Raw genomic sequence first — 25,980 nt, 5'->3', positions numbered from 1 at the left:
CCACCATGCGGCTCAGGTCGTCGTGCAGTCCAGTTCGTTCGGTGGGTTGTTGGCTCCGGTCACGGTGGCGATGAAACCGAAGCTCGCGGAACCGCCAGCCGGCAGCGCGCCGTTGTAGGCGGCGTTGGTCACCGTCACGTTCGCCCCGCTCTGCGTGTAGGAGCCGCCCCACATCTGGTTGATGACCTGTCCATTGGGAAAGGTCCAGGAAACGGTCCACCCCCGGATCGGCGAGGAGCCGGCGGTCACCGTCACCTCGGCCTGGAAGCCGCCCGGCCAGGAACTCGTCACCGCGTACACCGCACGCGCCCCGGACGGCGGCGGTGTACTGCTCGGGCTCACCGTCGGCGAGGGCGAGGCGGTCGGGCTCACGGTCGGGGTGGCGCTCAGCGTCGGCGACGGCGTCACCCCCGGCCGCGCGACGCGGTAGGTGTGACCGGCCCGGACGGCGACCTGGACGACGTCGGTCTCGGGCCGGGTCGTGGCGGGTGTGCTGCCGTCGATGACGTCGACGATGGTGTGGCTTCCGGTGAACAGTCGGGCGCGCAGTTTGACGGTGCCGTCGCGGTCGGCCCGGACGAGGAACTCGTCGGCCTGGCCACCGGTCCACGACATGCCGACGGTGTATCCACCGCGCCCCCGCAGACCCGCCACCTGCCCGGTCGGCCAGACCGACGGCAGCGCCGGCAGCAGGTGCAGCTCGCCGTTGTGGCTGTGCAGGAGCATCTCGGCGATGCCGGCGGTGGCGCCGAAGTTGCCATCGATCTGGAACGGCGGATGCAGGTCGAACATGTTCGGCGCCAGCCGGTCGGTCCGGACCAGGTCGCGGATGAGTTTGTACGCACGCGCGCCGTCTTCCATCCGCGCCCAGTAGTTGATTTTCCAGGCGAGTGACCAGCCCGTCCCGTCGTCACCGCGCAACTCCAGGGTTCGCCGCGCGGCCTCGTACAGCTGCGGGGTGCCGCGCCTGGTGATCTGGTTGCTGGGATGCAGCCCGTACAGATGGGAGATGTGCCGGTGGTTGCGCTCGGTCTCGATCCAGTCGGCCAGCCACTCCTGGATGTTGCCGCGGGAACCGACGCGCATCGGTGGCAGCCGGTCCCTGGCCGCCCGGAGCTGGGACCGCATGGGGATGTCCACGCCGAGCGTCTCGCTGGCCCGAGCTACGCCCTCGAACAGGTCACGCAGGATCTGGTTGTCCATGGTGGGGCCGGCACAGACGCTGACGCCGGAGTGGTGGGGCAGCTCCGGCGAGTTCGACGGGTTGGTGACCAGGTAACCAAGCGTCGGATGCGTGACCAGGGTGTCCAGGAAGAACTGGGCAGCACCCTTCATCGCCGGGTAGTTGGCGCGAAGGAACTCGATGTCCCCGGTGAACAGGAAGTGGTCCCAGACCAGGGTGGCCAGCCAGGCGCCGCCGGTCTGCCACATGCCCCACAGCGCCCCGTCCACGACCGAGGAGCCCCGCCACCCGTCGGTGTTGTGGTGGGTGACCCACCCGCCGGCGCCGTACTGGGCCTGGGCGGTGCGGGCACCCGTCACGGCCAGCTCCCTGATCATGTCGAAGACCGGCAGGAAGCACTCGGAGAGGTTCGTCGTGTCGGCGGGCCAGTAGTTCATCGGCAGGTTGGCGTTGATCGTGTATTTCGAGTCCCAGGGCGGAGCCATCGACTCGTTCCAGATGCCCTGTAGGTTGGCCGGCTGGGTGCCGGGACGCGACGAGGAGATCAGCAGGTATCGGCCGAACTGGAACAGCAGCGCGGAGAACTGCGGGTCGGTGGCGCTCGCGTGTTGGGCGATCCGCACGTCGGTCGGCTGGTCGGCCGCCGCGGTGCGGCCCAGGTTGATCGAGACGCGGTTGAACAGCGCCTGGTAGTCGGCCAGGTGCCTGCTGCGCAGTTGCTCGTAGCCGAGGCTGCGGGCCGCGCTGAGGCGGGTGCGCGCGATGCCCTGGTAGTCGCCGTTGACGATGCGGTAGTTGACGTAGCTGGAGCCGATCGAGACCAGCAGGGTGACGCTGGTGGCTCCGGCAACCCGCAGGGTGCCGCCGGAGCTGCTGACCGTGCCGCCGGTGGCGACGGCGTTCGCGAGGGCGAGAAACCGGACCGACCCGTTGATGCCTTCCATGTTTCCGGAGATTCCGTCGAGGCCGATCGTCGCCGCGTCCGGACTGGACACGGTGGTTCGCTGAGGGCTGTCGAAGGTGGCGTTGAACGTGATCGAGTTGGCCCGGTCGGCGGTGAGACGCACGACGATCACCTGATCCGGAGCACACGCGAACACCTCACGCTGGTACCGCACACCGTTGTGCACGTACGTGGTGGTGACGGTCGCGGTGGTGAGATCGAGCGTCCGGATGTACTGCGACGCCCCGCTGGCGCTACCGAAGGCGAGCCGCAGGTTTCCGACCGGCTGATAGGCCAACTGCCCGGCCGGCCGACCGAGCATGGCCTGGTCGATCAACGTCTGCGCCTGGCCCCACTGGTCAGCGAAGACCAGCCGCCGGATCTCCGGCAGCGCGGCCGCGCCGCGGGTGTTGGCGGAGTCGTAGGGACGGCCGGCCCAGATGGTGTCCTCGTTGAGCTGAAGTCGTTCTGTGTCGATGTTTCCGAACACCATCGCGCCGAGGCGTCCGTTGCCGATCGGCAGCGCCCGCAACCAGTCGGCGCCGGCCGGTTCGTCGTACCAGAGCGCCATGTCGTTGGCGGCGAGCACCTGCGGCGGCGGCACCGAGCCAGCGCGGGCTACGGCGGTCCAACCCGCGGGGAGCAGGGCTGCTCCCGCCCCGGCGGCTCCGGCGGTGAAAAGCTGCCTCCGTGTCACTTCAGACATCGAGATCCTTCCGAACAGTGCGGCGGGGGTGGACTGTCAGGCTCAGGCCCGGCGCTGATGCGCTCCGTCGGGCAGCGGTGGGAGCGCTCCGCACGCAGGCGGAAGATGGGCGCTGGTGGCTGCGGTCACGGGCCGGGCCGGCGCGGAGTTTGCCCCCTCCACGCCGGCCCTTCCAGGTCGCGGGCGACGAACATGTTGGCGTCATGTCGCCGCCGCCGTGCGGCCTGGAAGCCGCGCTCCCGACTCTGCGATCAGCAGGCGGAGTTGGTGTGGAAACGAGCCTCAGGCTCGTGTCCAGCGTTGGTTGGTGCCGCCGTGGCAGTTCCAGACGATGACCGCGGTGCCGTTGGCGGTGCCGCCGCTGTTGACGTCCAGGCACAGGCCGGTCTGGGTGTTGCTGATCGTGCCGTTGCTGTTGTGGTTCCACTGCTGGTTGGCGCCGCCGTGGCAGTCCCAGATCTGCACCCGGGTGCCGGCGGGGGCGTTGGATGCGACGTCCAGGCATTTGCCCATGGTCTGCAGGGTGGCTGCGTTCTGGGTGAACTGCTGGTTCGCGCCGGTGTGGCAGTCCCAGATCTGTGCCTGTGCGCCGTTGGCGGAGGAAGCCCCGCTGATGTCCAGGCAGCGACCGGAGGCCTCACCGCGCAGCCGGTTACCGTTCGGGCCCGGCGTCGGGGTGGTCGGATTGGGGTTCGGTCCGCCGTTCAGTGTGTCGAGGACCGCGGTGTAGGCGGGCTTCTTGTTGCCGGCGCAGTCGAACAGCAACGCGTTCTCGCCGCCACGCCACGAGTCACAGTCCCGCACGCCCCACACGGTGATGCCGGTGCAGCGTGCGACCGCCAGGCAGGCGCGCGTGACGGTGGCGTAGATGCTGGCCTGGTTGGCTCCCTGGGTGACATCCAGCTCGGTGATCTGCACGTCCACGCCCAGGTCCGCGAAGCGCTGGAGGTTGGCCTGATAGTCGCCGGGGATCGAGGTGCCCAGGTGGGACTGGATGCCGACGCAGTCGATCGGCACACCGCGGGCCTTGAAGTCGCGGACCATGTTGTAGATGCCGGTCGACTTCGCGTTGATCCCGTCGGTGTTGTAGTCGTTGTAGCACAGCTTCGCGCCCGGGTCGGCGGCGCGGGCGGCGCGGAACGCCACTTCGATCCAGTCGTTTCCGGTGCGTTGCAGGTTCGAGTCACGCCGGCCGCCGCTGCCGCCGTCGGCAAACGCCTCGTTGACCACGTCCCAGGAGTGGATCTGCCCCCGGTAGTGGGTGGCCACCTGGGTGACGTGGTTGATGGCGGCGTTGCGCAGGTCGGTGCCGGACAGTCGCTGCGCCCATGTGGGCTGCTGGGTGTGCCACAGCAAGGTATGGCCGCGCACCGACATGCCCCGGGAACGGGCGTGACCGACGATGCGGTCGCCGGCGCTGTAGTTGAACACTCCCCGCTGCGGCTCGGTCGCGTCCCACTTCATCTCGTTCTCGGCGACAACGCTGTTGAACTCGCGGTTGAGGACCGTCATGTACGTGTTGTCATTGAACTTGTACGTCCCGACGGCGGCGCCGAAGTACCGCCCCTTCTCCGCCGCCGCCGCGCCCAGCGTGGTGCCGGCGGTGGCGGAACCAGCGGAGATCAACGACATGCCGGCTCCAAGCAGACCGACCAGCAACAGGGACAGTGTCGCTCTTGTCCACCGCAGCCCGGGCGGACTCGCCGAATAGACGAGATCGTTCATTGTCAGAACCTTTCGAAGTCCGGCCACCTCGCCGCACCGGCATCAACATCACTGACTCGCTTGCACCTCGCTCCGGCGGACGGAAATTAATATCCGTCATACATTGACGGATATCATATTGCCAGATTGTTTCCAACTATTCAAGAGGCCCATCATCGGCAGACCCCTGGATTCGTCCCTGGCGCACCTGACCGAACCCGGACTTGCCAGGTACGCCATCAATAACACCTTTTCGAAACCGAATTGTCGTGACGATGGCAGGAAAAGGCATATCGGTTTCTGTTATCGGTCCCGGTGGCCAATGGTCGCCCCGTTCCGCGGGGCGGAAAGCGGTTGGATGGCTCGCTGGACCCCAGCGTGGGCTGATCGCCTCGGTCACACCCCACAGGTGCCGGTGCCGGGCAGGGGCTCCGGACGGGTCTCGATGCGACGGAGTGCGGCAGAGTACCCCGTCGTCGCCGTGACCGGAGCGCCCACGAGGACCGTGCCTGATCGCCGCTGCGAGGGGCAGGCTCCGATCACCTGGGCGAGTCGGCCGAGGAGTTCAGCCTTGACGCCTACCTGCGCCACCCCGACGCGGGCGCGGTGGCCAGGGCCGCCACCGGGCCGGTCACCGTCGCTCTTGCGACGAGCCTGCCCTTGCCGAGCACCACGGCGGCGCGACATCGAAGCGGGAGGAAGCGCGAGGTCGACCAGCAGGCTCTCCGGCGCGAGAAGCCGGTCGGCGGCGCGGAGGCAACGCTGACAGGATCGTGTGTGCCGTACGACGCGCTTGCGCCACAGCGGACCAGGTGCCCCGTCCCAACCCTCCAGCACCGCGGTCAACCCGGCACAGATGGGCGAGGCCTCCAGTGCCGCCACGAGCGATCTGCTCAACTCCAGTCGGTTGCGCATCCGTTGGACTCGCACGCCGGCGTGGGCCACGCTCGTTCCCAGTTCCGCCGCCAGTTCGGTCCTGGTCAGCTGCCCTGCGGCCTCCAGCCACCACAGCGACAGCAGCAGCCGGTCGTCACGATCGAGCCACCGGCTGGCCCGCACCACCTGCCGCCGCTGATCGGACAGTTCCAGGCGCAGCATGGTCAGGCCCTCGGTGTCGGCGTCCGCCGCGTCGATCACCTCGCCGAGATCGGTGGTCCGTCCGGCGGTCGCCTGTCGTCGCCGCAGGTAGGTGCTGACCTGGCGCATGGTGATCGCCATGAGCCACGGCTCGAAGCTGTCCGGAGTGCGCAGCGTGCGCAGCGCCCGAAGGACACGCAGCATGGTGTCCTGCACGACGTCGTCGACGTCCGGACGGCTGTCGATCGCCCTACGGACAATCGTGTACACCACCGGCAGGTAGGCCGTGAAGAGTTCGTCGAGGGCACGCCCGTCGCCGGCCTGGGCGGCGGTGACCAAGCTCGTCTCGTCGGCGCCGGCAGCCTGTGCCATGACCGGTCTACGCCTCCGGCCGGGCTTCGGTCGGTCCGACCGCCTCTGACGCCTGCGCGTGCGTGTTGCCTGCGCATGGACCGAACACTCCGGTCGCGGGCGATGCCACGGCGACTTTCCTTCCTGTGGGGCTTGGCCTGGTCCCGGCGGCGAGCTCGGCGGAGGTCAGCGTCGGTCGACCCACGGCGTCTCGGCGGCGACCAGGACCGGGCGGCCATCGACGGATGGCGGCAGGAGCGTGGCCCCGCCACGATCGACCGCGAGCAGCCGCCGGCCGGCCTGTTCCGGTCGTACCTGTGGCCCACCGGGCATGAATTTCCTTTCTCCACGGGCGGCGGTGATCGCGACCTCGTCCACCCGGATTCCCAGGCCCGGCGAGTCGCCCAGGATGAAAGCGCCGTCTTCGACGTCCACGTCCACGTCCAGCCCGACGGGCGGCTCAAGGTCCTGCAGCTCGCTGGCGATGTGGTTGGGCACCGAGGTCGCCGCGTGCAGCAGAGCGACAGGCGTGTTTCCGACCGGGCTGACCGGCAGGTCGTGGGCCTGGGCCAGCGCGGACACGCGCAGGAAATGGGTGACTCCCCAAACTGCGGCGGTCTGGACGATGTCGAGGCTGCCGGCGGCGATCAGCGGGCGGAACTGCTCCAGCCCGGTCAGGTTCTCCCCGCTGGCGACCGACGTGCGAACGCCGCGGCTGACCGCGGCGAGGCCGTCGGCGTCCCAGCGCCGGACCGGCTCCTCGATCCAGGTCAGGTCCAGCGTGCGTTCGATCTCGCTGATATGGCGGACCGCCTGTTTGCGGCTCCAGGACTCGTTCGCGTCCAGCATCAGCCCCGGCCGCACCCCGCGCGCCGCCTCGGTCAGCACGTCGCGCACGAGCATCAACCGGTGCCGGTCCCGCTCGATGTCCAGGCCGCCCTTCAGTTTCGCGGCGCGCAGCCCGCGTCGTCCGTATGCCTCATACGTGGCGACGAGCTCGTCGTCGGTCAGGGCGAAGTCCAGGCCGGAGGCGTAGGCGTGGACGGTCCGGTCCCGGCCGCCGAGAAGCCTCCACAGCGGCTCGCCGGCGACCTGTGCCTTGATGTCCCACAGTGCGGTGTCGAACGCGCCGATCGTGCCGAACACGACGCCGGCGTGGCCGGCCTTGAAGGTCTGACGCAGCATGCGATCGTAGAGCGCGGTCACCGCCCGAGGATCCTCGCCGTCGATGGCGGCGAAGACGGCATCGGCTTCCACGTGCGCTCCCAGGCCGACTCCGGTGATTCCCTCGTCCGTCTCCACCATGATGATCGGCACCGGCATGATGCCGTCGGGGTAGACGCCGTTGGCGTCGCCCACCGCGCGACCCCACTTCTGCACCGTCATCAAGGTCCGGTATCCGGTGATCCGCATGTCAGCCTTTCGTCGAGCCGGCCGTCATCCCGTCGGCAATCTGGCGCTGCAGGAACAGGTACGTGACCAGCACCGGTACCGCGGCGATGAGGACGCCTGCCGCGAAGGTGGGAATGTCGTCGGAGTACTGGCCGCGCAGCGACGTGACGCCGACCATCAGCGTGCGGTGATCGGCCGACGGCATCAGCAGCAGGGAGATGAGCACGTCGTTCCAGCAGAACAACGCGTCGAGAATGCCCACCGACAGCAGCGCCGGGGCACCCATCGGCAGCATGATCCGCCGGTAGACGCCGTACGGTGTGCTTCCGTCGATCCGCGCGGCGTCCACGATCTCGGTCGGCACGCCCCGGTAGTAGCTGGTCATCAGGAAGACCGTGAACGGCAGGAACTGAGCGACATAGGCAAGGACGAGTCCGGGATAGGTGTCCGTCAGGCCGCCCTCGGCCATGATCCTCACCAGCGGCACCATGATCACCTGGAACGGGATGAACAGCGCCACGAGGCAAACCAGAAACAGTGTCGATGAGCCGCGGAAGCGCAGCTGGCTCAGCGCGAATCCGGCCATCGACCCGATCAGCAGCAGCAGCGCTACGGAGCAGGTCACCACGGCGACCGAGTTCAGGAGGTAGCGGGCCATGCCCACGCTGTGCCACGCCGCGGCGATGTTCTCCCACCGCAACGCGCTGGCCAGCGAGAACCGGTCGAGGATGTACTCGCGGCGGGTCTTCATCGCCACGTTGGCGGTGAAGACCAGCGGATACATCGTTGCCAGGGCCAGCGCCGCCATCGGCACGGCCAGCAGCCACCTGCCCCACCGGATCCGCGACATCACTCCGTCCTTCCGCTCCGGCGCAGCAGGCTGAGCTGCAACAGGCCGAAAACGACCATGATCAGGAACAGGACCGTCGAGGCGGCCGAGGCCAGTGCGGGGCGGTTCATCTGGCCCTGCTGGATCCAGATGTAGTACTCCGGCAGGTAGGTCGACCCCTCCGGGCCGCCGCTGGTCATGATGTAGAGCAGACCGAACATCGACGTCAGCATCCCGATCATCGTGGTCACGAAGACGAACTGGATGGTCCGGGACAGGCCGGGAATGATGACGTGCCGGATGGTCTGCGCAAGCGAGGCCCCGTCGACCCGGGCGGCGTCCAGCAGCGCGCCGTCCAGGGTGGCGAAACCGGCCAGGAACACCACCAGAGCCATGCCGAAGGTCGCCCAGACGTGCACGGCCACGACCGTGACTATGGCCGCGCGTGGGTCGCCCAGCCAGTCGACCGGTCCGATGCCGATACCGCCGAGGACGGCATTCAACGGACCATCGAAGGCCAGCAGCAGGTTGAAGATCGCGCCGACGATCACCGGCGAGAGTACGGCCGGGAAGAAGTACACGCCGCGGAAGAACCGATGCCCCGGTACGCGGAGGTAGATGAACGTGGCCAGCAGGCCCGGGATGGCGACGGCGATCGGCAGCAGCAGTACCAGCAGTCCCACATTGCGCAGTGCGCCGCGAAACAGCGGATCCTCGAGCAGGTCGCGGTAGTTGTCGAGGCCGACCGTGGTGCCGTTGCGCTCACCGTCGCCGGTGAAGGAGAAGTTGACGCCCAGCAGCAGCGGCCACAGCCGCAGCACGACGATGATCAGGACGGCGGGAGCGACCAGGACATATGGTGCCAGACGTTCGGTGCGTCGGCCGCCGGACGGACGGCGTGAGCGAGCCGCAGCCGCGCGACGAGCCCCTCTGTGTCCGGTGGGTGGCCCGTCGGCCCCCGCGGCGTCGGCCGGGTGAGCCGGCGGCGACGAGCTCCGAAGCGACACGGATCAACCCGCCTGGTCGGATTTGGCCAGCTCGTCTACCGCCTTGTCCACCGTGACCGATCCGCTCAGCAGCTGCTGCGACAGCCGTCCCATCAGGTCCAGCGTCTTGGATGACAGGGCCACGTGCAGGGCCGGCTTACCGTCCTTGATCTCCGACACGATCGTCGCGACGGCCGGACCGGCGCTGGACACGTCGATCGTGGTGTCCGAGGCGATCGCCCCCGCGTCGGCGTAGAACACCTTCAGCGCGTCGGTCGAGGTCAACGACCGCACCAGGTCGGCGGCGACCTTCGGGTCCTTGGTCCATTTCGCGACCGCGTAGCCGATACCGCCATCGTAGGGAAGGCTCGGGGTGGTGCCGGCCGTCACGACCGGTGACGTCATGACGCCGACGTTGCGGGCGTCGAGGAACTCGGCGAAGTCCTTCCAGTGCCCGATGTCCGACATCAGGCCGATCACATGCGAGGCCTTGCCAGACTGGAACACCGCGAACGCGTCGTTGAACATCGCCGTCGAGTTGGCCCCGTCGTTGTTCAGGCCCTGGTCGTTGACCTCTTTCCACAGCGAGAAGACCCGCTTGACGCCCGGCGACGTCCAGTTGCGCTTGCCGGCTATCCAGTCGTCGTACTCCTGCGGCGAGAGGACGCCCGAGGCCAGGCCGGACAGGAAGAACTGGATGCCGATGCCTTCCTTGTTCCCCTGCGCGAAGCACTTCGCTCCGGTTGCCTTGGTGATGGCCTGACAGTTCGCGACGAACTCGTTCCAGTTGGCGGCCGGCCGCTCCGGGTCCAGCCCAGCCTTCTGGTAGAGCGACTTGTTGTAGTAGATCGGGTGACCCTGCAGGGTCACCGGGGCGGCGTAGGTTTTGCCGTCCCGGGCGAATGCCTCCCACCCCGCCAGCCGTTGCTTGTCATCGCCGACGTATTCGTCCAGTGGCACCAGCGAATCCACCCGGTCGCGGATCTGCCCGCCGCCGTTGAAGAGCATGACGTCCGGTCCCTTGCCGGCCTGAATGGCGGCACCGAGCAGGGTGTAGTACTGCTCGAAGGGCTGCGCGACGAACTCGACCGTCACGCCCGGATGCTTTTTGGCGAAGTCGGCCTTCGCCCTCTCAATGTATGAGGCCGCAGAGGGGTCGCCCGACTTCCAGTCCCAGACGACGAGTTTGCCGTCCGAACCACCGGATGAGGAGTCCGATTCTGAGGCACTACCACAGCCGACCAAGGCCAGCCCGGCAACCAGGACCACCGACCACCGTGCCCATTGCTTCATCGCTGTTTCCTCTCCGGAGGTGGCCGGGACCGGCCGTTGGCGGAGGATCACACGGGAACGTAACTCGTATGACGTATGACGTCAACGCATTGGCGTATAGTGATGAGCGCTCGTGATGTGCCCACGGGTCTCGGAGGGTGATATGACGGCAGCAGCGAAGTGGGCCACGGGCGTCGCCGGGCCCCCTGCCTGGACTCGGCGACCGGCCAACCTCGCCACCGCGGTCACGGCCGAACTGGTGCAGCGCATCGTCCGCGGGATCCATCCGTCGGGTTCGCCGCTACCACCCGAGCCGGTGCTCTGCGAGACCTTCTCGGTCAGCCGCACCGTCGTGCGCGAGGCGGTGAAGATCCTTCAGGAGAAGGGGCTGGTGCAGGTCCGCCAAGGCACCGGCACAATGGTCACCCCACCGGCGATGTGGAACATGCTCGACCAACTCGTCCTCGGCGCCACCATCGCCGAGGACGAGAGCCTCGCCATTCTCGACGACCTGGTCGTCACCCGCCGCGTGCTGGAGTCCGACATGGCGAACCTCGCCGCCCGGCTGGCCGACGACGAGACCGTCGAACGGCTGCGCGCACTGGTCGACCAGATGGACGAACTCGTCGACGACCCCGATTCCTACCACAACCACGACCGGATGTTCCACGACACCGTCATGCAGGCGTCGGGAAACCGCATCGCCCGCGCCGTCGTACGCGCCCTGGAAAGCCAGGTCATCAACACGGCCCGCTACGTGGGCCGCACCGAGCGCGCCTTGTGCGTGGCGTCCAACCACGGCCACCGGCGCATCTACGAGCGGATCGCCGCCCACGACCCAGCCGGTGCCGCCGAGACGATGTTCACCCACATCACCGAGGCCTGGGTGGTGCGCCGCAGCGGACCGGGCGAGCCGACCCGCCTGCGGCGCTAGGCACGCGCGGTTAACGCGGTCAGCCCAGTCGGTGCGCCACGACCGTACGGGGGCGCGACTGGAACACCGTCACTGCTGTCCGGGTGGTTCAGCAGCCACGGTGTTCCGGTGGCACGCGGATCCGTCGGTTGCCTGGCCTCGAATACTGTCAGTTCCGCAGGCTCCACTGCTGGTTGGCGCCGCCGTGGCAGGCCCAGAGGTGAAGTTGCGTCCCGTTCGCCGTGCCGGAACCGACGGCGTCGAGACACAGCCCCGACTGGACCGCGGTGATGGTCCCGTTGGCGTTCAGGTTCCACTGCTGGTTGGCGCCGCCGTGGCAGTCCCAGATGATCACGGCGGTACCGTTGCCGCTGCCCGCCCCGCTGGCATCCAGGCATTTGTTGCCCTGGGCGGTCAGGGTGCGGTTGGCGGTGTGGGTCCAGCGCTGGTTGGTGCCACCGTGGCAGTCCCACAGCTGTACCCGAGTGCCGTTGCTGGTGCTGGAACCAGGGATGTCGACGCAACGGCCGGCCTGGCTACCCGCGATCATCACGTTCTGCGCGCCGGGCGGTGTGCTCGATGGCGGCGGGGTGCTCGGTGGCGGAGTGGACCCGAACTGGGTGAAGAACCGCCACACCTCCGGCTTGACCCAGCTCCTCGCGCCGCTCTCACAGCCGGCACACCCGTCGACGGGGCCTTGTTGGTGGCCGCCGTCGAACGCGGCCCAGACCACCGGGTACCCGGTCCGGCACGAGTAGGTGGTGGTGATGTGGGTCCGGCTGCCCGCCGCGGGTTCGGGTGCGTTCTGCGCGGCACAACCGTTGTTCCTGACGAACCTGTCGCGCAGCGATCGTCCGCTTTGGATGTTGTCGTTGATGCCGTGGATGCCCATGTACGCCACTGGCTGGGTGCCGCCGCTGCATCCGCTGATCGGCCCAGGTGCCGCGATCGCGGCGACCGCGCGGAACATGGTGGGTCGGGAGCACGCCAGCGAGTAGCTCATCGCCCCGCCGTAACTGAACCCGACCGAAAACCGTTGTGTCGTGTCGACACACAGAGCATTCTCGATCACGCGGATCATGTCGTCGGTGAAGGTGACGTCCTCACCGTTGGAATTGGCCCAGCCGTTGCCGATTCCCTGCGGGGCGACAAAGATCGTGGTGTTGTTCGACTGCGAGAGCATGCCGTAGTAGGCCCAGGCGTATCCGTCGCTCCCGCCGGACGCGACGTCGTTGGCGGTGCCGCCCCACCAGTGGAACCCGAAGGCAAGCCGGTGGGGATAGTTGTTGTTGTAGCTGTCCGGGAGCCGAAGGATGAAGCTGCGGCTCTTGCCGCTGCTCTGGATGGTGTGGGTGCCGCTGTTCAGCCCTGGAGCCTTGCCGCAGCCCGCGGTGGTGGCGGCGGCCGCGGATGTGACAGTCGTGACGACGTACATCCCGACGGCGGCCGCCATCATGACAGCCATCATCGCCCCTATCCAGGGGACGGAGAGTTTGCGAAGCAACACGACCGTGTCTCCTTTATCGGAGGTATGACTCGACACGGGTCTCACCGCTGTTTCCGTAGTTCGTCGCGGCGCACACCCGTCTGACGGGCAGCTCGCCGGCCCGGAGGGCGAGCAGGATGAGAGGAAGTGCTCCACCGTGTGGGTCGGTCGCGCGACCGACCCACACGCCCTTGGCGAGGCACACTCGCGTCGGCTCCCTCTATACGTCAGCCAAGTTCGGTGACGTGACTCCGGCTATCGCATCGCCCATTGCTGGTTGGTGCCGCCGTGACAGGACCAGAGGTGGATCCTGGTGCCGTTGGCGGTACCCGCACCGCTGGCGTCCAGGCACAGCCCGGACTGGACGCCGGTGATGGTGCCGTTGGCATTGACGTTCCACTGCTGGTTGGCCTGGCCGTTGCAGTCCCAGATGATGACGGCTGTGCCGTTGCTGACGCCTTGCCCGTTGGCGTCCAGACACTTGGTGCCGTGCACCATGAGCTGCTTGCTCGACGTCTGGGTCCAGGTCTGGTTCGCGGCACCGGTGCAGTCCCACAGTTGGACCTGGGTGCCGTTGGTGGCGCCCGGCACGTCCAGGCACCGTCCCGACTGCACACCCACGATCCGGCCGTTCGGCGGGGTGGTGCCGTCCTGCGGCCCGGCGGACGCCATCACGGCCTGGGCGCCCGACGGCCAGTTGCCGTTGGTGACGGTGACGTTGCCGTAGACGACGTTGCCACGGTCGCCGTTGGTGATATTGGTGCTGCCGTTGGTCGACCAGTTGTTGGTGACGGTCCAGTTGCCCATGTTCTCGCCACCCCAGTAGTTGGCTGTCGCCCACGTACCGGTGTTCGAGAAGACGTTGTTGGTGGCGGTGTAGTACTTCGAGCCCTCGTCGAAGTAGACCCCGAAGTAGCCGTTGGTCCGCAGGCAGTGATTCCCGCTGATCAGCGCGTCCGGGTTCCATCCGAGCGTGTATATGCATCCGCCGTCGTTCATCTGTTGCATCACGTCGTGGATGTAGTTGCCGATGAGCCGGTTGTTGGCGGCGGTGGTGGGTGTGGTGTACCGCGGCTGGTAGTTGTACAGGCCGCGGTTGGCGTAGTGGTTGCTGCCGCCGGCGTCGTTGGAGCCCCAGCCGTAGCCGATCGACATACCGGAGTACGGCATGTTGTAGACCTCGTTGTGGGAGACGGTGGCGTTGGTGACGTAGGTGGTCAGGACAGAGACGATGCCCCGGTAGTCCGCCCCGAGGTCGTGGATGCGGTTGTTGCTGATGGTGATGTCCCGGTTGACCATCCGCTGGTCGCTGGGGTGGTGCGCGTCGGCGCGAACGCCGCCGACCAGGATGCCACCGGCTGAGCTTCTGGCGATCTCGGACCGGGTGATGGTGATGTTCCTGGCGCCCAGGCCCACCCCGCTCGCGTGCGCGTTCGCGTCGTTGCCGACGCCGATGGCCGTCTGGCCCAGGTTCACGAACCGGGAGTCGGTGAGGGTGATGGAGTTGGCTGCGGAGATCTGCACCGCGGCGGGCATCTGGAACCAGTGCGGTCGGGCGGCCTCGAACTGGGGGCAGCCGTTGTGGCATGACGAGAAGCTGGGCCAGCTCCAGTTCCCGGCGAGGTAGGCGCCGGTCTGCTGGTCGACGTAGCCCTGGTTGCTGCTGGGACCCAACCAGCTCGTACCGGTGAACGTGATCCCGCTGAACGTGATGTGATGCGCCGGCGCGTCGTAGGTACCCCCGATACTCACGAGGGACTGCTGCGTCGGCAGCTCCACGCTGACGGTGCTCATGTTCTGGCCGGCGAGCGGAATGTAGAACAGAACACCCGTCCCCGGGTTGAGATACCACTCGCCCGGCACATCGAGGAACTCGTACGCATTGGTCAGGTACAGCGGGCCGGCCCGGTGCGGGCTGGTGAAGGTGTCGTAGCCGAAGTTGTTGTTGTTCCACGCGGGCTGCTGCATCGTGATGAGGTTTCCGCTGATGCTTTGCACCGGCGAGTACCGGTCGGTGAACGAGTTGACGCTCTCCATCTCGACCCGGTTCTGGTTGGCCAGGTTGTTCAGATAGCTCAAGGCACCGTTGGAGAACCTCATCCCGACGGTGGAGGCGGTGAAGTCCGCCCGGTTCACCTGTACACGCGCACGGGTGGCGACCGCGCCGTCGACGTACAGTTGCCGGGCGTCGATGCCGGTGCCAACGTTGGCCCGCCAGATGTTCCGACCCGCGTCGGCCAGTGACCATCCGGTGACCGCCCGGGCCCCGCTGATCACCGGGCGTGCCGAAGGGGCCGCCCGCCATACGATCGTGTGACCGTTGGAGCCCGAGTCGTCGGCGGTCAGCCGCAACGGTGCCGACAGCCGGTACACACCGTCGGCCAACTGCACCACGATGTCGTCCGACATCGCGTCGTTCAGCGACCGCACCGCGGCCTGCGCCGCCGTCAGCGAGCACGGCTGCGCGCTGGAACAGACGGTGCCGGTGCCGGACGGGGAGGCATAGAGGGTCGTGGGGGCCGCCGAGGCGGGCGCGGCGGAGGCCACGACGGCGGTGGCGGTCAACGCCGCCGTGGAGAATGCGGCCAGCAGGTGTTTTCGCACCGCGAAGGACGATGACACAAACAACGAGACTCCTCCTGACGGTGGGGCGGGGAGGGGCGATCCCGCAGTGCGGCACCCGGGCCAACCCGGCCTCGATGTGGCCGGGTCTCGGGACGGGCGGGGCTGTGAGATCCGCTTCGCCGACGCCGACCGCCGGACGGTGGCGAGCCGTCCGACGGGTCGGGGCCGAGACAGGTCGAGGCCGCAACCGCGGTCTCCACCAGCGGTGAAAGATACATATGACGTATGACGTTAGGGCGAACTTTAGGCGTCGCCGCTTTCCACGTCAAGTGATAGTTGTCGATCCCTCGATGACCCTTTGGAGGTAGGACAACCCGTCGCGGGCGAGGGCGTCCTGCGACGGGGCGAGCGGGCGCCAGATCGAGGCGGCAGTGGCGATGGCCTCGTTCTGCGCGGTGAACGACTCGATGCAGACGGCGCCGCGGTAGCCGGCCTCGGCCAGCGCGGCGAAGAAGCGGGGCCAGTCGAAGTGATCCGTGCCGGGGGCACCCCGGTGGGTGCCGCTGACCTGGACGTGCTTGATTCGCGGACCGGCGAGGGCGAGTGCGGCGTAGGGGTCAGCCTCCTCGATGTTCATGTGATACGTGTCGATCATGAGGCCGACGTTCGGCGGGAGGCCGTCGATCAGTTCCACCACCTGCTCGACGGTGTTCACGACGCTCGTCTCGTACCGGTTGAGCGCCTCCACGCCGATGCTCACGCCCCGCTCCCCGGCATGGTCGGCCACCGGCGCCAGTGCCCGGCGGAAGTCCGCGTAGCAGGCCACCCGAGCTGTGGCAGACATGCGCCAGGTACGCCCGACCGCGGCGTAGACAGGGCCTCCGACGCATGCGGCCCCGATGGCCGCCGCGCTGTCCACGCAGTACCTGAGGTACGCCGCGGTCGCCTCGATCACGTCCGGTGCGGCGTTCACGAGATCACGCCCAGGCGAGGTGACCGCACAGACGGCCGCCGCGCGGAGCTGGTGCGCCGCGAGCAGATCACGGGTACGCACCGGATCCCAGTCGCCGGGTTGCTCGATCGGCAACTCGACCGCGTCGAAGCCGAACGCGGCGATGCGTGGGACCAATTCGGCGAGGACCGCGTCGGTGACCGGCGAGGCCCACACCCACGGGCTGATGCCGATGGCGCGCATCGCCGCCTACTTCCAGCGCTGTGGGTAACCCGGCAGGTCGGTGCAGCCGCACATCGCGTAGTGCAGCGGCGGCATGCCAGGGTCCAGGTACTGGTCCAGGTTGTCCTGGGTGATGACCGGCTGCGGCAGCTTCCACGGGTCGGGCACGGCTTCGCCGTCGAGGATCCTCAGCGCGGCGATGACCGGAGTCCGCCACTGATAGGTCGGGTACGTCGGCGCGATCGCGGTGAGTTTCTTGTCCTTCCACAGCTTCAGGAAGTCGAGCTGATCCTCACCGTTGATCGGTGGCACGGGCTTGCCCGCGTCCAGGAACGCTTCGACCGCGGCGACCGCGACCGCCCCCGCATCCATCCAGACACCGTCGATCGTGCCGTACCGCTGGATGTAGTCGTCGACGATTTTCTTGGTCTTGGCCGGGTCGCCGTCGGTGAACTCGACGCCGACCACGTTGACGCCGGCCCTGTCGAAGGCGACCTTCGCCGCAGACCAACGGGTTTCCAGCACGTCGACGCCGGGCAGGATACGCAACGCGAGCACCTTGCCGCCCGGCTTCATCTTCTGGGCGACGAACTCGGCAGAGACGTGGCCGAAGCCGTAGCCGCCAATCGGGTTGATGAACGTCACCGGGCAGCTCGTGTCGACGCCGCGGTCGAAGACGATGACCGGTAGACCCTTCCGGCAGGCGGCCTCGACGGCCGGAGTGAGCGTGGCGGTGGTGTTCGGCGAGACGATGAGCGCGTGACATCCCCTACCGAGCAGATCGTTGATGTCCGCGATCTGCTTCTGGTCCTTGCCCTCGGCGTCGACGTGGACGAACTCGCTGATCCGGTCCCGATGCGTGTCGACCTCGGCCTGCATGGTCTTGAATCCGACCTGCCGCCAGGGGTTGTTCAACCCGGCGTTGGAAAAGCAGATCTTGTACGGCCCGGGCTTCTTGAATTTCGCGGTGTCCGCCATCTTCGGGTTGAGCGCCTGCTCCCACGGCTTGCCGGCCGGCCCGGTGGGCTGGGCGTCGAGGAGTGCGAGCTCGTTGTCGTAGTCGGCCTGCACGAAGAACTTCGACTGTTCCCCGGTGCCGGACCCGGTGGCCTCGGACGTGGCGCTCGATGCGGGGGCGGTCGGTTCGTCGGTGGCACAGCCGGCGAGCGCGAGCAGGGCGCCGACGGCCAGGGCTGCTATGGAAGGTCTCACGGAATCCCCTTTACCTGGACGAGGAACGCACGGACGAAACCGCCACGGCGAGCAGGATGATCGCGCCCTGGACGGTCGATCTGAGGGCGCCAGAGACGCCGTAGAAGTTCATCAGCGCGAAGAGCGTCTCGAGGGTCAGCGCGCCGAGCATCGCGCCGACGACCGAGCCGCGACCACCGCCGAGAGCGACGCCGCCGAGGACGACTGCGGTGATCGCGCCGAACTCCAGGCCGGCGCCGGCCTGGAACGAGACACCGCTGTACCCGCCGATCAGGATCGCCGCGACGGCTGCCGCCAGTCCGCTGAGGACGAATGCGATGGTCTTGGCACGCCAGACCCGTACGCCGCTGAGCTGGGCGGTCCGCGGGTTGCCGCCGACGGCGACCAGGGTCCGGCCGAAGTCGGAGCGGGTCAGGATCACGGCCAGTCCGACCGCGACGATCAGAACCAGGAGCGCGTACGGTATGCGGCCCAGTCCAGGCACATCCTCGAACGCACGCCGGCCGAACCGCCGGAACTCCTCGGAGAGCCCACCCTTCGGGGCGCCGTCGGACCACAGGTAAACCGCGCCGACGAGGATCAGGAACATGCCGAGGGTGGTGATGAACGAGGGCACCCGCAACCGCGTCGTGACCAGGCCGTTGACCAGGCCGACGATGGCGCCGAAGACGAGGAGCAGCACGACGACCGGCCAGGTGCGAGACGGCTCGCTGTCGATGAGCCGGGAGGCCACGACGACCTGCGCGGTGACCAGGGAACCGACGGACAGGTCGAACTCGCCCGAGACGATCACGAAGTACTGGCCGGCGGCGAGCAGGATGATCGGCGTGGAGCGGCCGAGGAACGACATCAGTGACGGTGGGGAGAGAAAGTCGGGTTGTCGTATGGTGAGCAGGACCACCAGCACCGCGAGGACGGCGACGATGGGTAGGACGCTGCCGGGGCGAATCCGTAGGAGCCGCGACGGAAGCGGGCGACGCTCGATGGTGTGCATGGCTAGAACGCCGCCTTCCGCAGGGCCCGCCGGGCGTAGATGGCGACCGCCGCGATGATGATCACGCCACGGATCACCTGCTTGAAGAAGGCATCGACCTCGAGCTGGTTGAAGATCGCGTCGATGCTGGCGAGCAACAGCACGCCGCCGACGGTGCCGACCACCCCACCGCGCCCGCCGGCCAGGGCGGCGCCACCGAGGACCACCGCGGCGATCGACTCCAGGTCGTACAGGCCCTCGGTGCCCACCCGCGGCGCACCCGAGCCGAGCCGGCTGGCGAGGTAGACCCCGGCGAGGCCGGCACACAGCGAGCACAGTACGTGGGCGGTGACGAGGACGCGGCTGTTGCGCACCCCGGAGAGCCGGGCGACCTCCGGGTCACCGCCCACGGCGAGCAGGTGGTGGCCGAAGCGGGTGCGGGCGAGCGCGAACCAGGCCGCGGCGGCGACGGCGAGCAGCAACAGGAACGACACGGGCACCGGTCCGACGCGCTGGTAGCCAAGGCTCTGCACCAGCACGGGGGCGGTCTTGCCGGCCGGGCCGTCGTAGCCGTTGTCGAGGTATCCCTTCAGCAGCAGCGCGACGCCGACGGTCGCGATGAACGCGTTCATCCGCGCCTTGGTGACCAGAAGGCCGTTGAAGAGGCCGATCGCGGCGCTGACCGCGAGCGCCAAGCCGATCGCCGGCAACAGCGCCCCGTTGTCACCGCCCATGGTCTCGGCGGTGACGAGAGTACTGAGGCTGACCACGTACGCCACGGACAGATCGAGGGAACCACCGACAATGACCAGGGTCTGCCCGACGGCGACGAGCCCGAGACCGGCGGCGACGTGCAGCAGGCTCACCGTCGTCGGCAAGCTGAACAGCTGGCCGCCGTCGAGCGTGACGACGAGCCAACCTGTTGCCAGGGTGAGGGCCAGCGCCCCGAACACGCCGAGCGAGGCCCGCCGGGCCGGCAGGGACAACACGTCGCTCATGCCCGTCCCCGCTTCGCTGCGGGCGGCCGTGACGCTCCGCCCGCGCCGTACCCGATGATCCGCTCGCTCATGCGGACACCTCCCGCAAACTGCCGACCGCCAGCGCCACGACGTCCTCCTCCGTCGCGCCAGCGGGTAGTTCGCCGGCGATCCGGCCGTCGCGCATGACAACGATTCGGTCGCTCATGCCCAGCAGTTCGGGCAGCTCGGACGAGATCATCAGTACCGCCGCGCCGTCGCGGGCGAGCTGGCGGACGAGGTCGTGGATGGCCGACTTGGATCCCACGTCGATGCCCCGGGTCGGCTCGTCGAAAAGCATGATCTTGGGACTGAGTGCGAGCCACCTGGCCAGTACGACCTTCTGCTGGTTGCCGCCGGACAGGAAACGGATCTCCTGGTCCTCCCCCGCGGCGCGCACCTGAACGGCGGCGAGCAGTTCCCGGAACCGGATGGCGCGGGCACCGCGGCCAGTCCAGCGCGGAACGACGGCACGGCTGGCCAGCAGGGCGTTGTCCAGCACCGACTGCCCGGCGACGATGCCCTCGCCCTTGCGGTCCTCGGTGACATAGGCGATACCGGCTCGCATCGCGGCGCGAGACGAACGGAGCCGGACCGGCTCGCCGTCGAGCGTGATCTGGCCGGTCGTGAATGGCGAGACGCCGAACAGCGCGCGGGCCAGCGCCGACCGGCCGGAGCCCTGCAGGCCACCGACGCCGAGTACTTCGCCAGCGCGCAGCCGCAGGTCGATGCCGCGCAGCTTGTGGTTTCCTCCAGCCCGGACGCTGAGGCGGACCGGACCGAGCTCCTCCGGCCGCGCACGGTCGGGGTAGTAGCTGGACAGCTCCCGGCCGACCATGTGTCGCACCAGTTCGTCGACGCTCGTGTCTGCCGTGTCCAGTGTCGTCACCCGGCGGCCGTCCTTGAGTACGGTGATCCGGCTGGACAGCTCGAAGACCTCCTTGAGGCGGTGCGAAACGTACAGCACACCTATCCGCCGCTCTTGCAAGCGCCGTACCAGTGCGTAGAGCTGCTGAACCTCGTGGTCGGCCAGGGCCGCGGTGGGCTCGTCCAGAATGAGCAGCCGCGCGTCGAGCGCGAGCGCCTTGACGATCTCGACCACCTGCTGTTGTGCCACGCCAAGTTGCCCCACGCGCGCGTCGGCCGGCAGTGCACTCTCCCCGATCGAGGCGAGAAGCGCGGCGGTGCGGTTGAGCATCGCCCTGCGGTCGACGAACCCACGACGCAAGGGCTCCCGGCCCAGATACACGTTTTCGGCAACGGTGCGCTCGGGCAACAGGTTGAACTCCTGGTACACGACGCCGATGCCGATCCGCTGGGCGTCTCGCGGGCCGTGGAAGGTCCGCGGTGTGCCGGTGAACTCGACCCTGCCCTCGTCAGGTGCGTACACGCCGGACACCACCTTCATGAGCGTGGACTTACCGGCCCCGTTCTCGCCGACGACGGCGTGCACCTCACCCGGTCCGACATCGAGGTCGACGCCCTGGAGGACCCGCACGCCGAGGAACGACTTGCCGATCCCCCGGAGGACAAGCAGCGGCGACGGCAGCGGGTCGGACATCACGGGCCCCTACGTCTGTAGTCAGCGGGATCGAGTCATCGACAGTCGAGTCGTTCGCGTACCGCGCAAAACAGCAGGCTCCGCCCGCAGCTTCGGCCGAAAAGCTGCGAACCCTCGCCTTTATGCGGTCAGAGATCGCACCCAGAGGGTAAATGCATTGATGAGCGCTGGCAATCCCACGACACCCGCCACAAAACGAGGTTCGCCGTTCGACCCGTCGACGCCGCCTCCTCGACGACCAACAACGAAACCGTTATGCAAGGATGTGTTATCCAACCCACCCCGCCAGAGTCGTATTGACATTTTCCGATATCTAGCTGCATGCTGGCCCGGCAGACCACGGGACAAGGTCACACCTGATGTGACGCTGCGCTACCTCCCCGAGGGACCTGACTGCCCGTCACGGCGGACGGCATGACGATCTGACGGCACAGGCACGCCTTCGACCCGACCAGGCCACCCTGGCGCATCGCAGGTGTCGCCCGCACGTGCCCGTGGTCGCGGCATCGTTGCCCGCCGAAATAGGAGACGGTATGCATCGCAGAACACTGATCTTCGGGGCGATCGCGGGCTTGCTGCTGTCGCTCGCGCTCGTCCAACCGGCGTCGGCGGCTCCGGCCTTCCGCGCCCTGCTGTTCACCAAGACAACCGGCTACCGGCACGACTCGATCCCCGCCGGCGTCGCGATGTTTCAGCAGCAAGCGGCGGCCGACAACTTCGAGCTCGTCCATTCCGAAGACGCCAGCGTCTTCACCCCGGCCAACCTCGCGACCTTCGACGTGCTCATCATGTTCCAGACCTCGGGCATGGTGTGGACCACGGCGGCCCAACGCCAGGCGGTGGAGGGATTCCTCGCCAGCGGCAAGGGCATCGTCGCCATCCACAACGCCACGGACATGGGTATCGAGAACGAATACCCGTGGTGGGACCAGACCATCAACGCCGGCGCACACATGCCGGAGCACTCCCCCGGCGTACTGCCCGGTACCGCCATCGTCGCCGACAAGAAACACCCGTCGACGGCCGGCCTGCCGGACCGTTGGAACCGCAGCGAGGAGTGGTACAACTTCGACCGCAACCCGCGCGGCGACGTCCACGTCCTGGTCACCGCCGACGAGCGCACGTACAACCCCGGCTCCCGCGCGATGGGTCCCGACCACCCGATCTCCTGGTGCCGCAACACCGCAGGCGGCCGGGTCTGGGCCACCGCCATGGGGCACGCGGCCGCATCCTACAGCGAGACGAACTTCCGCAACCACGTCCTCGGCGGTGTCAAGTGGGCGGCCGGTAACGAGCCCGGCGACTGCGGCGGCACCGTGTGGCGCAACTTCGAGAAACGCACCCTCGACGACAACACCGCCGACCCGATGGCCCTCGCGGTCGCCCCGGACGGGCGGGTGCTCTACGTCCAGCGGGCCGGGCAACTCAAGATCTTCAAGCCGTCGACGAACACCACCGTCACGGCCGGCACGCTGAGCGTCTACACCGGCGGCGAGGACGGCCTCACCGGGCTGGCGCTCGACCCCGACTTCGCCAGCAACGGCTACGTGTACCTGTACCACTCACCGGCGAGCAGCGCGACCGACATCAACCGGGTCTCCCGGTTCACCCTCACCGGCGACACCCTGAACATGTCCAGCCAGGTAACCATCATCGACATCCCCGCGTACCGGGATCGCACCTTCCCCGAGCCCGGGCACACCGGTGGATACATCGAGTTCGGCCCCGACGGAAACCTCTACATCGGCACCGGGGACGACACCCCGCCGAACCTCGACCCCAACTGGCAGGGCTACGCCCCGCTGGACTGGCGGCCCGGTAAGACCAACCTCGACGCCGCCCGGACCGCCGGCAACACCAACGACCTGCGTGGCAAGCTGCTGCGCATCCGGCCCTCGGCCAACGGTGGCTACACCATCCCGGCCGGCAACCTCTACCCGCAGGGCACGGCGCAGACCCGGCCAGAGGTCTACGCGATGGGCTTCCGCAACCCGTTCCGGTTCTCCATCGATCCGCAGACCGGCTGGGTATACCTGGCCGACTACGGCCCGGACCGGGGCGGCCCCGCCACGAACCGCGGTCCGGAAGGGCTTGTCGAACTCAACGTCATCAAGACCCCCGGCAACTACGGCTGGCCGTTCTGCCACGGCGACAACCAACCGTACGCGCCCTACAACCCGGACACCCGGGTGGTTGGCGCCAAGTTCAACTGCAACGCACCGGTCAACAACTCCCCCAACAACACCGGCCTGACCAACCTCAAGCCGGTTGTCGCACCGAACATGTGGTACGGCTACGGCACCTCGCCGACCTTCCCCGAGCTCGGTGCCAACGGCGCGGCACCGATGGGCGGGCCGGTCTACCGCTACAACGCGGCAAACCCGTCACAGACCAAGTTCCCGCCCTACTACGACGGCGTCCACTTCTTCTACGAGTGGGAGCGCGATTACATCAAGGAGGTCCACTTCGACTCGGCCACAGCGGTCACCCGGACCAACCCCTTCATGCCGGCCGGCAACTTCAACAAGCCCATGGACATGGAGTTCGGCCCGGACGGCTCGCTGTACCTCGTCGAATGGGGCTCCAGCTTCGGCGGCGGCAACAACGACTCCGGTCTCTACCGCATCGACTACATCCAGGGCGGCCGGTCACCGGTCGCCAAGGCCACCGGCACACCCACCAGCGGGTCCGCACCGCTGACCGTGCAGTTCAACAGCGCCGGCACGGCAGACCCGGACCCCGGTGACACACTGCGCTACCAGTGGACCTTCGGAGACGGCGCCACCTCCACGGCGGCCAACCCGTCCCACACCTACACCAGCAACGGCAACTACACCGCCCAGCTCAAGGTCACTGACAGCTCTGGCAAGTCGGCCTTCGCCAACGTGCAGATCGTCGTCGGCAACACGGCGCCGGTGGTGACCATCACCGCGCCGGTCAACGGTGGCATGCTCACCTTCGGCGACAAGGTGCCCTACACCGTCACGGTCACCGACCCGGACGGCGGGGTGATCGACTGCACCAAGGTGTTCGTCAACCCGGCTCTCGGCCACGACGACCACGAACACGAGACCACGGACTACCCGGGGTGCTCGGGAACCATCCCGACCGAGTTGCTCGGCGGTCACCCTGACGGAGCCAACCTGTACTACGTCCTCAACGCCCGATACACCGACAGCGGCGGGCCCGGTGGTGCGACCCCGCTCACCGGCAGGGCCAGAGCCATTCTGCACCCCAAGCACAAGCAAGCCGAGTACCACACCAGCCAATCCGGTGTACGGGTCATCGACCACGCCGGCGCCGAAAGCGGCAAGCGAATCGGCGATATCTCCAACAACGACTGGGTGGCGTTCAACCCGATGAGCCTGTCGGGCATCACCAACGTCAGCTACCGACTGTCGTCACCGAGCGGCGGTGGATCCATCGAACTGCGTGCCGACTCACCCACCGGCACACTCCTGGCCACCACACCGGTGCCCAGCACCGGCGGGTGGGAGAACTACCAGTCCACGCCGGCGGTGAACACCGCTGCCCTCGCCGGCACGCACACGCTCTACATGGTGTTCAAGGGCACGGCGACCAACTGGTTCGACCTCGACTCGTTCAGGTTCGGCGGCACCGGGGTCGGCGAGCCCAGCACCGGCGGCGGCGTGGCCGGCCGGACCTGGACCGTGGCGGCGCAGCACAGCAGCAAGTACATGGACGTCAACGGTGCCTCCACCGCCGACGGCGCCCAGATCGTCCAGTGGGCGGCCACCGGCGGAAACAACCAGAAATGGCAGGCCGTGGACGCCGGAGGCGGTGCCGTCTACCTGAAGGCTGTGCACAGCAACAAATGCCTCGACGTGACCGGTGGCTCCACCGCCCAGGGCGCGTTCCTGCAACAGTTCACCTGCAACAACAGCAACCAGCAGAAGTTCCTCGTCACACCCACCACCACATCGGGCGTCTACACCGTCAAGAGTGTCCCCAGTGGGCTCTGCGTCGACGTCAACGGCGGCGCGACCACCGACGGTGCACGCCTCCTCCAATGGAGCTGCCACAGCGGCACCAACCAGCAGTGGCGGTTCAGCCCCGCATAGCCGATCCGGAGGGACCGCTCCGGTGCGCACCCGCGCACCGGAGCGTCCTCCCTACGACACCGTGAGGCACCACATGGTCGTTTCGAGATCCCGGCGTTCGCTGTCTGTGCTGGGCGCCACCCTTCTCCTGCTCTCCGTCGCCGGTATCGCGGTGGCGGCGCCCATTGAACCTGGGCAGAGCGCCCCTGTCATGGGCGTCCAGTCCGGACGCTGCCTGGATGTCTCAGGGTCCGGCAATGGCACCCAGGCGCAACTGTGGGACTGCACCGGAGCAACGAGCCAGACCTGGACCTACACCTCGAGCAAGCAACTGATGGTGCACGGCAACAAGTGCCTGGACGCCAACGGTCGGGGCACCAGCAACGGCACGGCCGTCATCATCTGGGACTGCCACGGCGGCACGAACCAGCAGTGGAACGTGAACGCGAACGGCACGATCAGCGGAGTACAGTCCGGGCTGTGCCTGGATGCCAACGGCGCCGGAACGGCGAACGGCACGAGGCTCATTCTCTGGTCCTGCCACGGCGGCACCAATCAGCAGTGGAACTCCCCCAC

The 25,980-nt window shown here is 67.9% G+C and carries 17 protein-coding genes; 3 read left to right on the top strand and 14 right to left on the bottom strand.

The genetic code is table 11. The features are described 5' to 3' along the window. Positions 1-12: 12 nt before the first annotated feature. The 7 genes from E1182_RS01020 to E1182_RS00990 form a co-directional block, all read right to left on the bottom strand. Positions 13-2,832 carry a glycoside hydrolase N-terminal domain-containing protein gene (locus tag E1182_RS01020; protein ID WP_132260699.1) on the bottom strand — a complete coding sequence of 940 codons (2,820 nt, stop codon included), beginning with the start codon at positions 2,830-2,832 and terminating at the stop codon, positions 13-15. 282 nt (positions 2,833-3,114) lie between these two features. Further along, positions 3,115-4,557, bottom strand: a complete 1,443-nt coding sequence (locus tag E1182_RS01015; protein WP_132260698.1) for an endo-1,4-beta-xylanase — start codon at positions 4,555-4,557, stop codon at positions 3,115-3,117. A 375-nt stretch (positions 4,558-4,932) separates the two neighbouring features. Continuing rightward, on the bottom strand, positions 4,933-5,985 hold the full coding sequence (locus tag E1182_RS01010) for an RNA polymerase sigma factor (protein ID WP_132260697.1): 1,053 nt from the start codon (positions 5,983-5,985) through the stop codon (positions 4,933-4,935). 165 nt (positions 5,986-6,150) lie between these two features. After that, positions 6,151-7,350 (bottom strand): mandelate racemase/muconate lactonizing enzyme family protein, encoded by a 1,200-nt coding sequence (locus tag E1182_RS01005; RefSeq protein ID WP_243705951.1) that lies wholly within the window; start codon positions 7,348-7,350, stop codon positions 6,151-6,153. 28 nt (positions 7,351-7,378) lie between these two features. Then, positions 7,379-8,206, bottom strand: coding sequence for a carbohydrate ABC transporter permease (locus E1182_RS01000; protein WP_132260695.1), 828 nt, complete (start codon positions 8,204-8,206; stop codon positions 7,379-7,381). Continuing rightward, the gene (locus E1182_RS00995) at positions 8,206-9,006 is read right to left on the bottom strand and encodes a carbohydrate ABC transporter permease (RefSeq protein ID WP_243705950.1); all 801 of its coding nucleotides are present in this window, start codon (positions 9,004-9,006) and stop codon (positions 8,206-8,208) included. Before E1182_RS00995 ends, E1182_RS01000 begins: the two co-directional genes overlap by 1 nt. A 189-nt stretch (positions 9,007-9,195) precedes the next feature. Further along, entirely contained in the window at positions 9,196-10,464 is a 1,269-nt protein-coding gene (locus tag E1182_RS00990) for an ABC transporter substrate-binding protein (RefSeq protein ID WP_132260693.1), read from the bottom strand. Between the two features lie 142 nt (positions 10,465-10,606). Here E1182_RS00990 and E1182_RS00985 point away from each other — a divergent pair, with 142 nt between their 5' ends. Continuing rightward, on the top strand, positions 10,607-11,377 hold the full coding sequence (locus tag E1182_RS00985) for a FadR/GntR family transcriptional regulator (protein WP_132260692.1): 771 nt from the start codon (positions 10,607-10,609) through the stop codon (positions 11,375-11,377). Positions 11,378-11,525: 148 nt separating this feature from the next. On the opposite strand, the gene E1182_RS00980 is transcribed toward E1182_RS00985, so the two are convergent. From E1182_RS00980 to E1182_RS00950, 7 genes are all read right to left on the bottom strand, one after another. Further along, on the bottom strand, positions 11,526-12,821 hold the full coding sequence (locus tag E1182_RS00980) for a ricin-type beta-trefoil lectin domain protein (RefSeq protein ID WP_371687499.1): 1,296 nt from the start codon (positions 12,819-12,821) through the stop codon (positions 11,526-11,528). A 276-nt stretch (positions 12,822-13,097) separates the two neighbouring features. Next, positions 13,098-15,446 carry an RICIN domain-containing protein gene (locus E1182_RS00975; RefSeq protein ID WP_243705949.1) on the bottom strand — a complete coding sequence of 783 codons (2,349 nt, stop codon included), beginning with the start codon at positions 15,444-15,446 and terminating at the stop codon, positions 13,098-13,100. Positions 15,447-15,732: 286 nt separating this feature from the next. Next, entirely contained in the window at positions 15,733-16,602 is an 870-nt protein-coding gene (locus E1182_RS00970; RefSeq protein WP_132260691.1) for a sugar phosphate isomerase/epimerase, read from the bottom strand. Positions 16,603-16,608: 6 nt separating this feature from the next. Then, positions 16,609-17,793 (bottom strand): ABC transporter substrate-binding protein, encoded by a 1,185-nt coding sequence (locus E1182_RS00965; protein ID WP_243705948.1) that lies wholly within the window; start codon positions 17,791-17,793, stop codon positions 16,609-16,611. Positions 17,794-17,803: 10 nt separating this feature from the next. Then, the gene (locus tag E1182_RS00960) at positions 17,804-18,787 is read right to left on the bottom strand and encodes an ABC transporter permease (RefSeq protein WP_132260690.1); all 984 of its coding nucleotides are present in this window, start codon (positions 18,785-18,787) and stop codon (positions 17,804-17,806) included. Positions 18,788-18,789: 2 nt separating this feature from the next. Beyond that, complete coding sequence (locus tag E1182_RS00955; RefSeq protein WP_132260689.1) at positions 18,790-19,764, bottom strand: ABC transporter permease; 975 nt, start codon at positions 19,762-19,764, stop codon at positions 18,790-18,792. Positions 19,765-19,831: 67 nt separating this feature from the next. Further along, positions 19,832-21,343, bottom strand: a complete 1,512-nt coding sequence (locus E1182_RS00950) for a sugar ABC transporter ATP-binding protein (protein ID WP_132260688.1) — start codon at positions 21,341-21,343, stop codon at positions 19,832-19,834. A 533-nt stretch (positions 21,344-21,876) separates the two neighbouring features. Here E1182_RS00950 and E1182_RS00945 point away from each other — a divergent pair. Together E1182_RS00945 and E1182_RS00940 are read left to right on the top strand one after the other, a co-directional pair. Continuing rightward, the gene (locus tag E1182_RS00945) at positions 21,877-25,425 is read left to right on the top strand and encodes a ThuA domain-containing protein (protein WP_132260687.1); all 3,549 of its coding nucleotides are present in this window, start codon (positions 21,877-21,879) and stop codon (positions 25,423-25,425) included. A gap of 22 nt (positions 25,426-25,447) precedes the next feature. Continuing rightward, positions 25,448-25,980, top strand: a 533-nt coding sequence (locus tag E1182_RS00940; protein WP_371687498.1) for a ricin-type beta-trefoil lectin domain protein, incomplete at its 3' end; no start/stop codon positions are given.

It is taken from the genome of Micromonospora sp. KC721, from assembly GCF_004348355.1.
GTDB lineage: Bacteria > Actinomycetota > Actinomycetes > Mycobacteriales > Micromonosporaceae > Micromonospora.
This window is presented reverse-complemented; position numbering and strand designations above follow the sequence as displayed.

Excerpts from the sequence above, each read along its gene's own strand:
- E1182_RS01020 (WP_132260699.1), bottom strand. The coding sequence starts at position 2,832 with ATGTCTGAAGTGACACGGAGGCAGCTTTTCACCGCCGGAGCCGCCGGG.
- E1182_RS01015 (WP_132260698.1), bottom strand. The coding sequence starts at position 4,557 with ATGAACGATCTCGTCTATTCGGCGAGTCCGCCCGGGCTGCGGTGGACA.
- E1182_RS01010 (WP_132260697.1), bottom strand. The coding sequence starts at position 5,985 with ATGGCACAGGCTGCCGGCGCCGACGAGACGAGCTTGGTCACCGCCGCC.
- E1182_RS01005 (WP_243705951.1), bottom strand. The coding sequence starts at position 7,350 with ATGACGGTGCAGAAGTGGGGTCGCGCGGTGGGCGACGCCAACGGCGTC.
- E1182_RS01000 (WP_132260695.1), bottom strand. The coding sequence starts at position 8,206 with ATGTCGCGGATCCGGTGGGGCAGGTGGCTGCTGGCCGTGCCGATGGCG.
- E1182_RS00990 (WP_132260693.1), bottom strand. The coding sequence starts at position 10,464 with ATGAAGCAATGGGCACGGTGGTCGGTGGTCCTGGTTGCCGGGCTGGCC.
- E1182_RS00985 (WP_132260692.1), top strand. The coding sequence starts at position 10,607 with ATGACGGCAGCAGCGAAGTGGGCCACGGGCGTCGCCGGGCCCCCTGCC.
- E1182_RS00980 (WP_371687499.1), bottom strand. The coding sequence starts at position 12,821 with ATGGCTGTCATGATGGCGGCCGCCGTCGGGATGTACGTCGTCACGACT.
- E1182_RS00970 (WP_132260691.1), bottom strand. The coding sequence starts at position 16,602 with ATGCGCGCCATCGGCATCAGCCCGTGGGTGTGGGCCTCGCCGGTCACC.
- E1182_RS00960 (WP_132260690.1), bottom strand. The coding sequence starts at position 18,787 with ATGCACACCATCGAGCGTCGCCCGCTTCCGTCGCGGCTCCTACGGATT.
- E1182_RS00955 (WP_132260689.1), bottom strand. The coding sequence starts at position 19,764 with ATGAGCGACGTGTTGTCCCTGCCGGCCCGGCGGGCCTCGCTCGGCGTG.
- E1182_RS00950 (WP_132260688.1), bottom strand. The coding sequence starts at position 21,343 with ATGTCCGACCCGCTGCCGTCGCCGCTGCTTGTCCTCCGGGGGATCGGC.
- E1182_RS00945 (WP_132260687.1), top strand. The coding sequence starts at position 21,877 with ATGCATCGCAGAACACTGATCTTCGGGGCGATCGCGGGCTTGCTGCTG.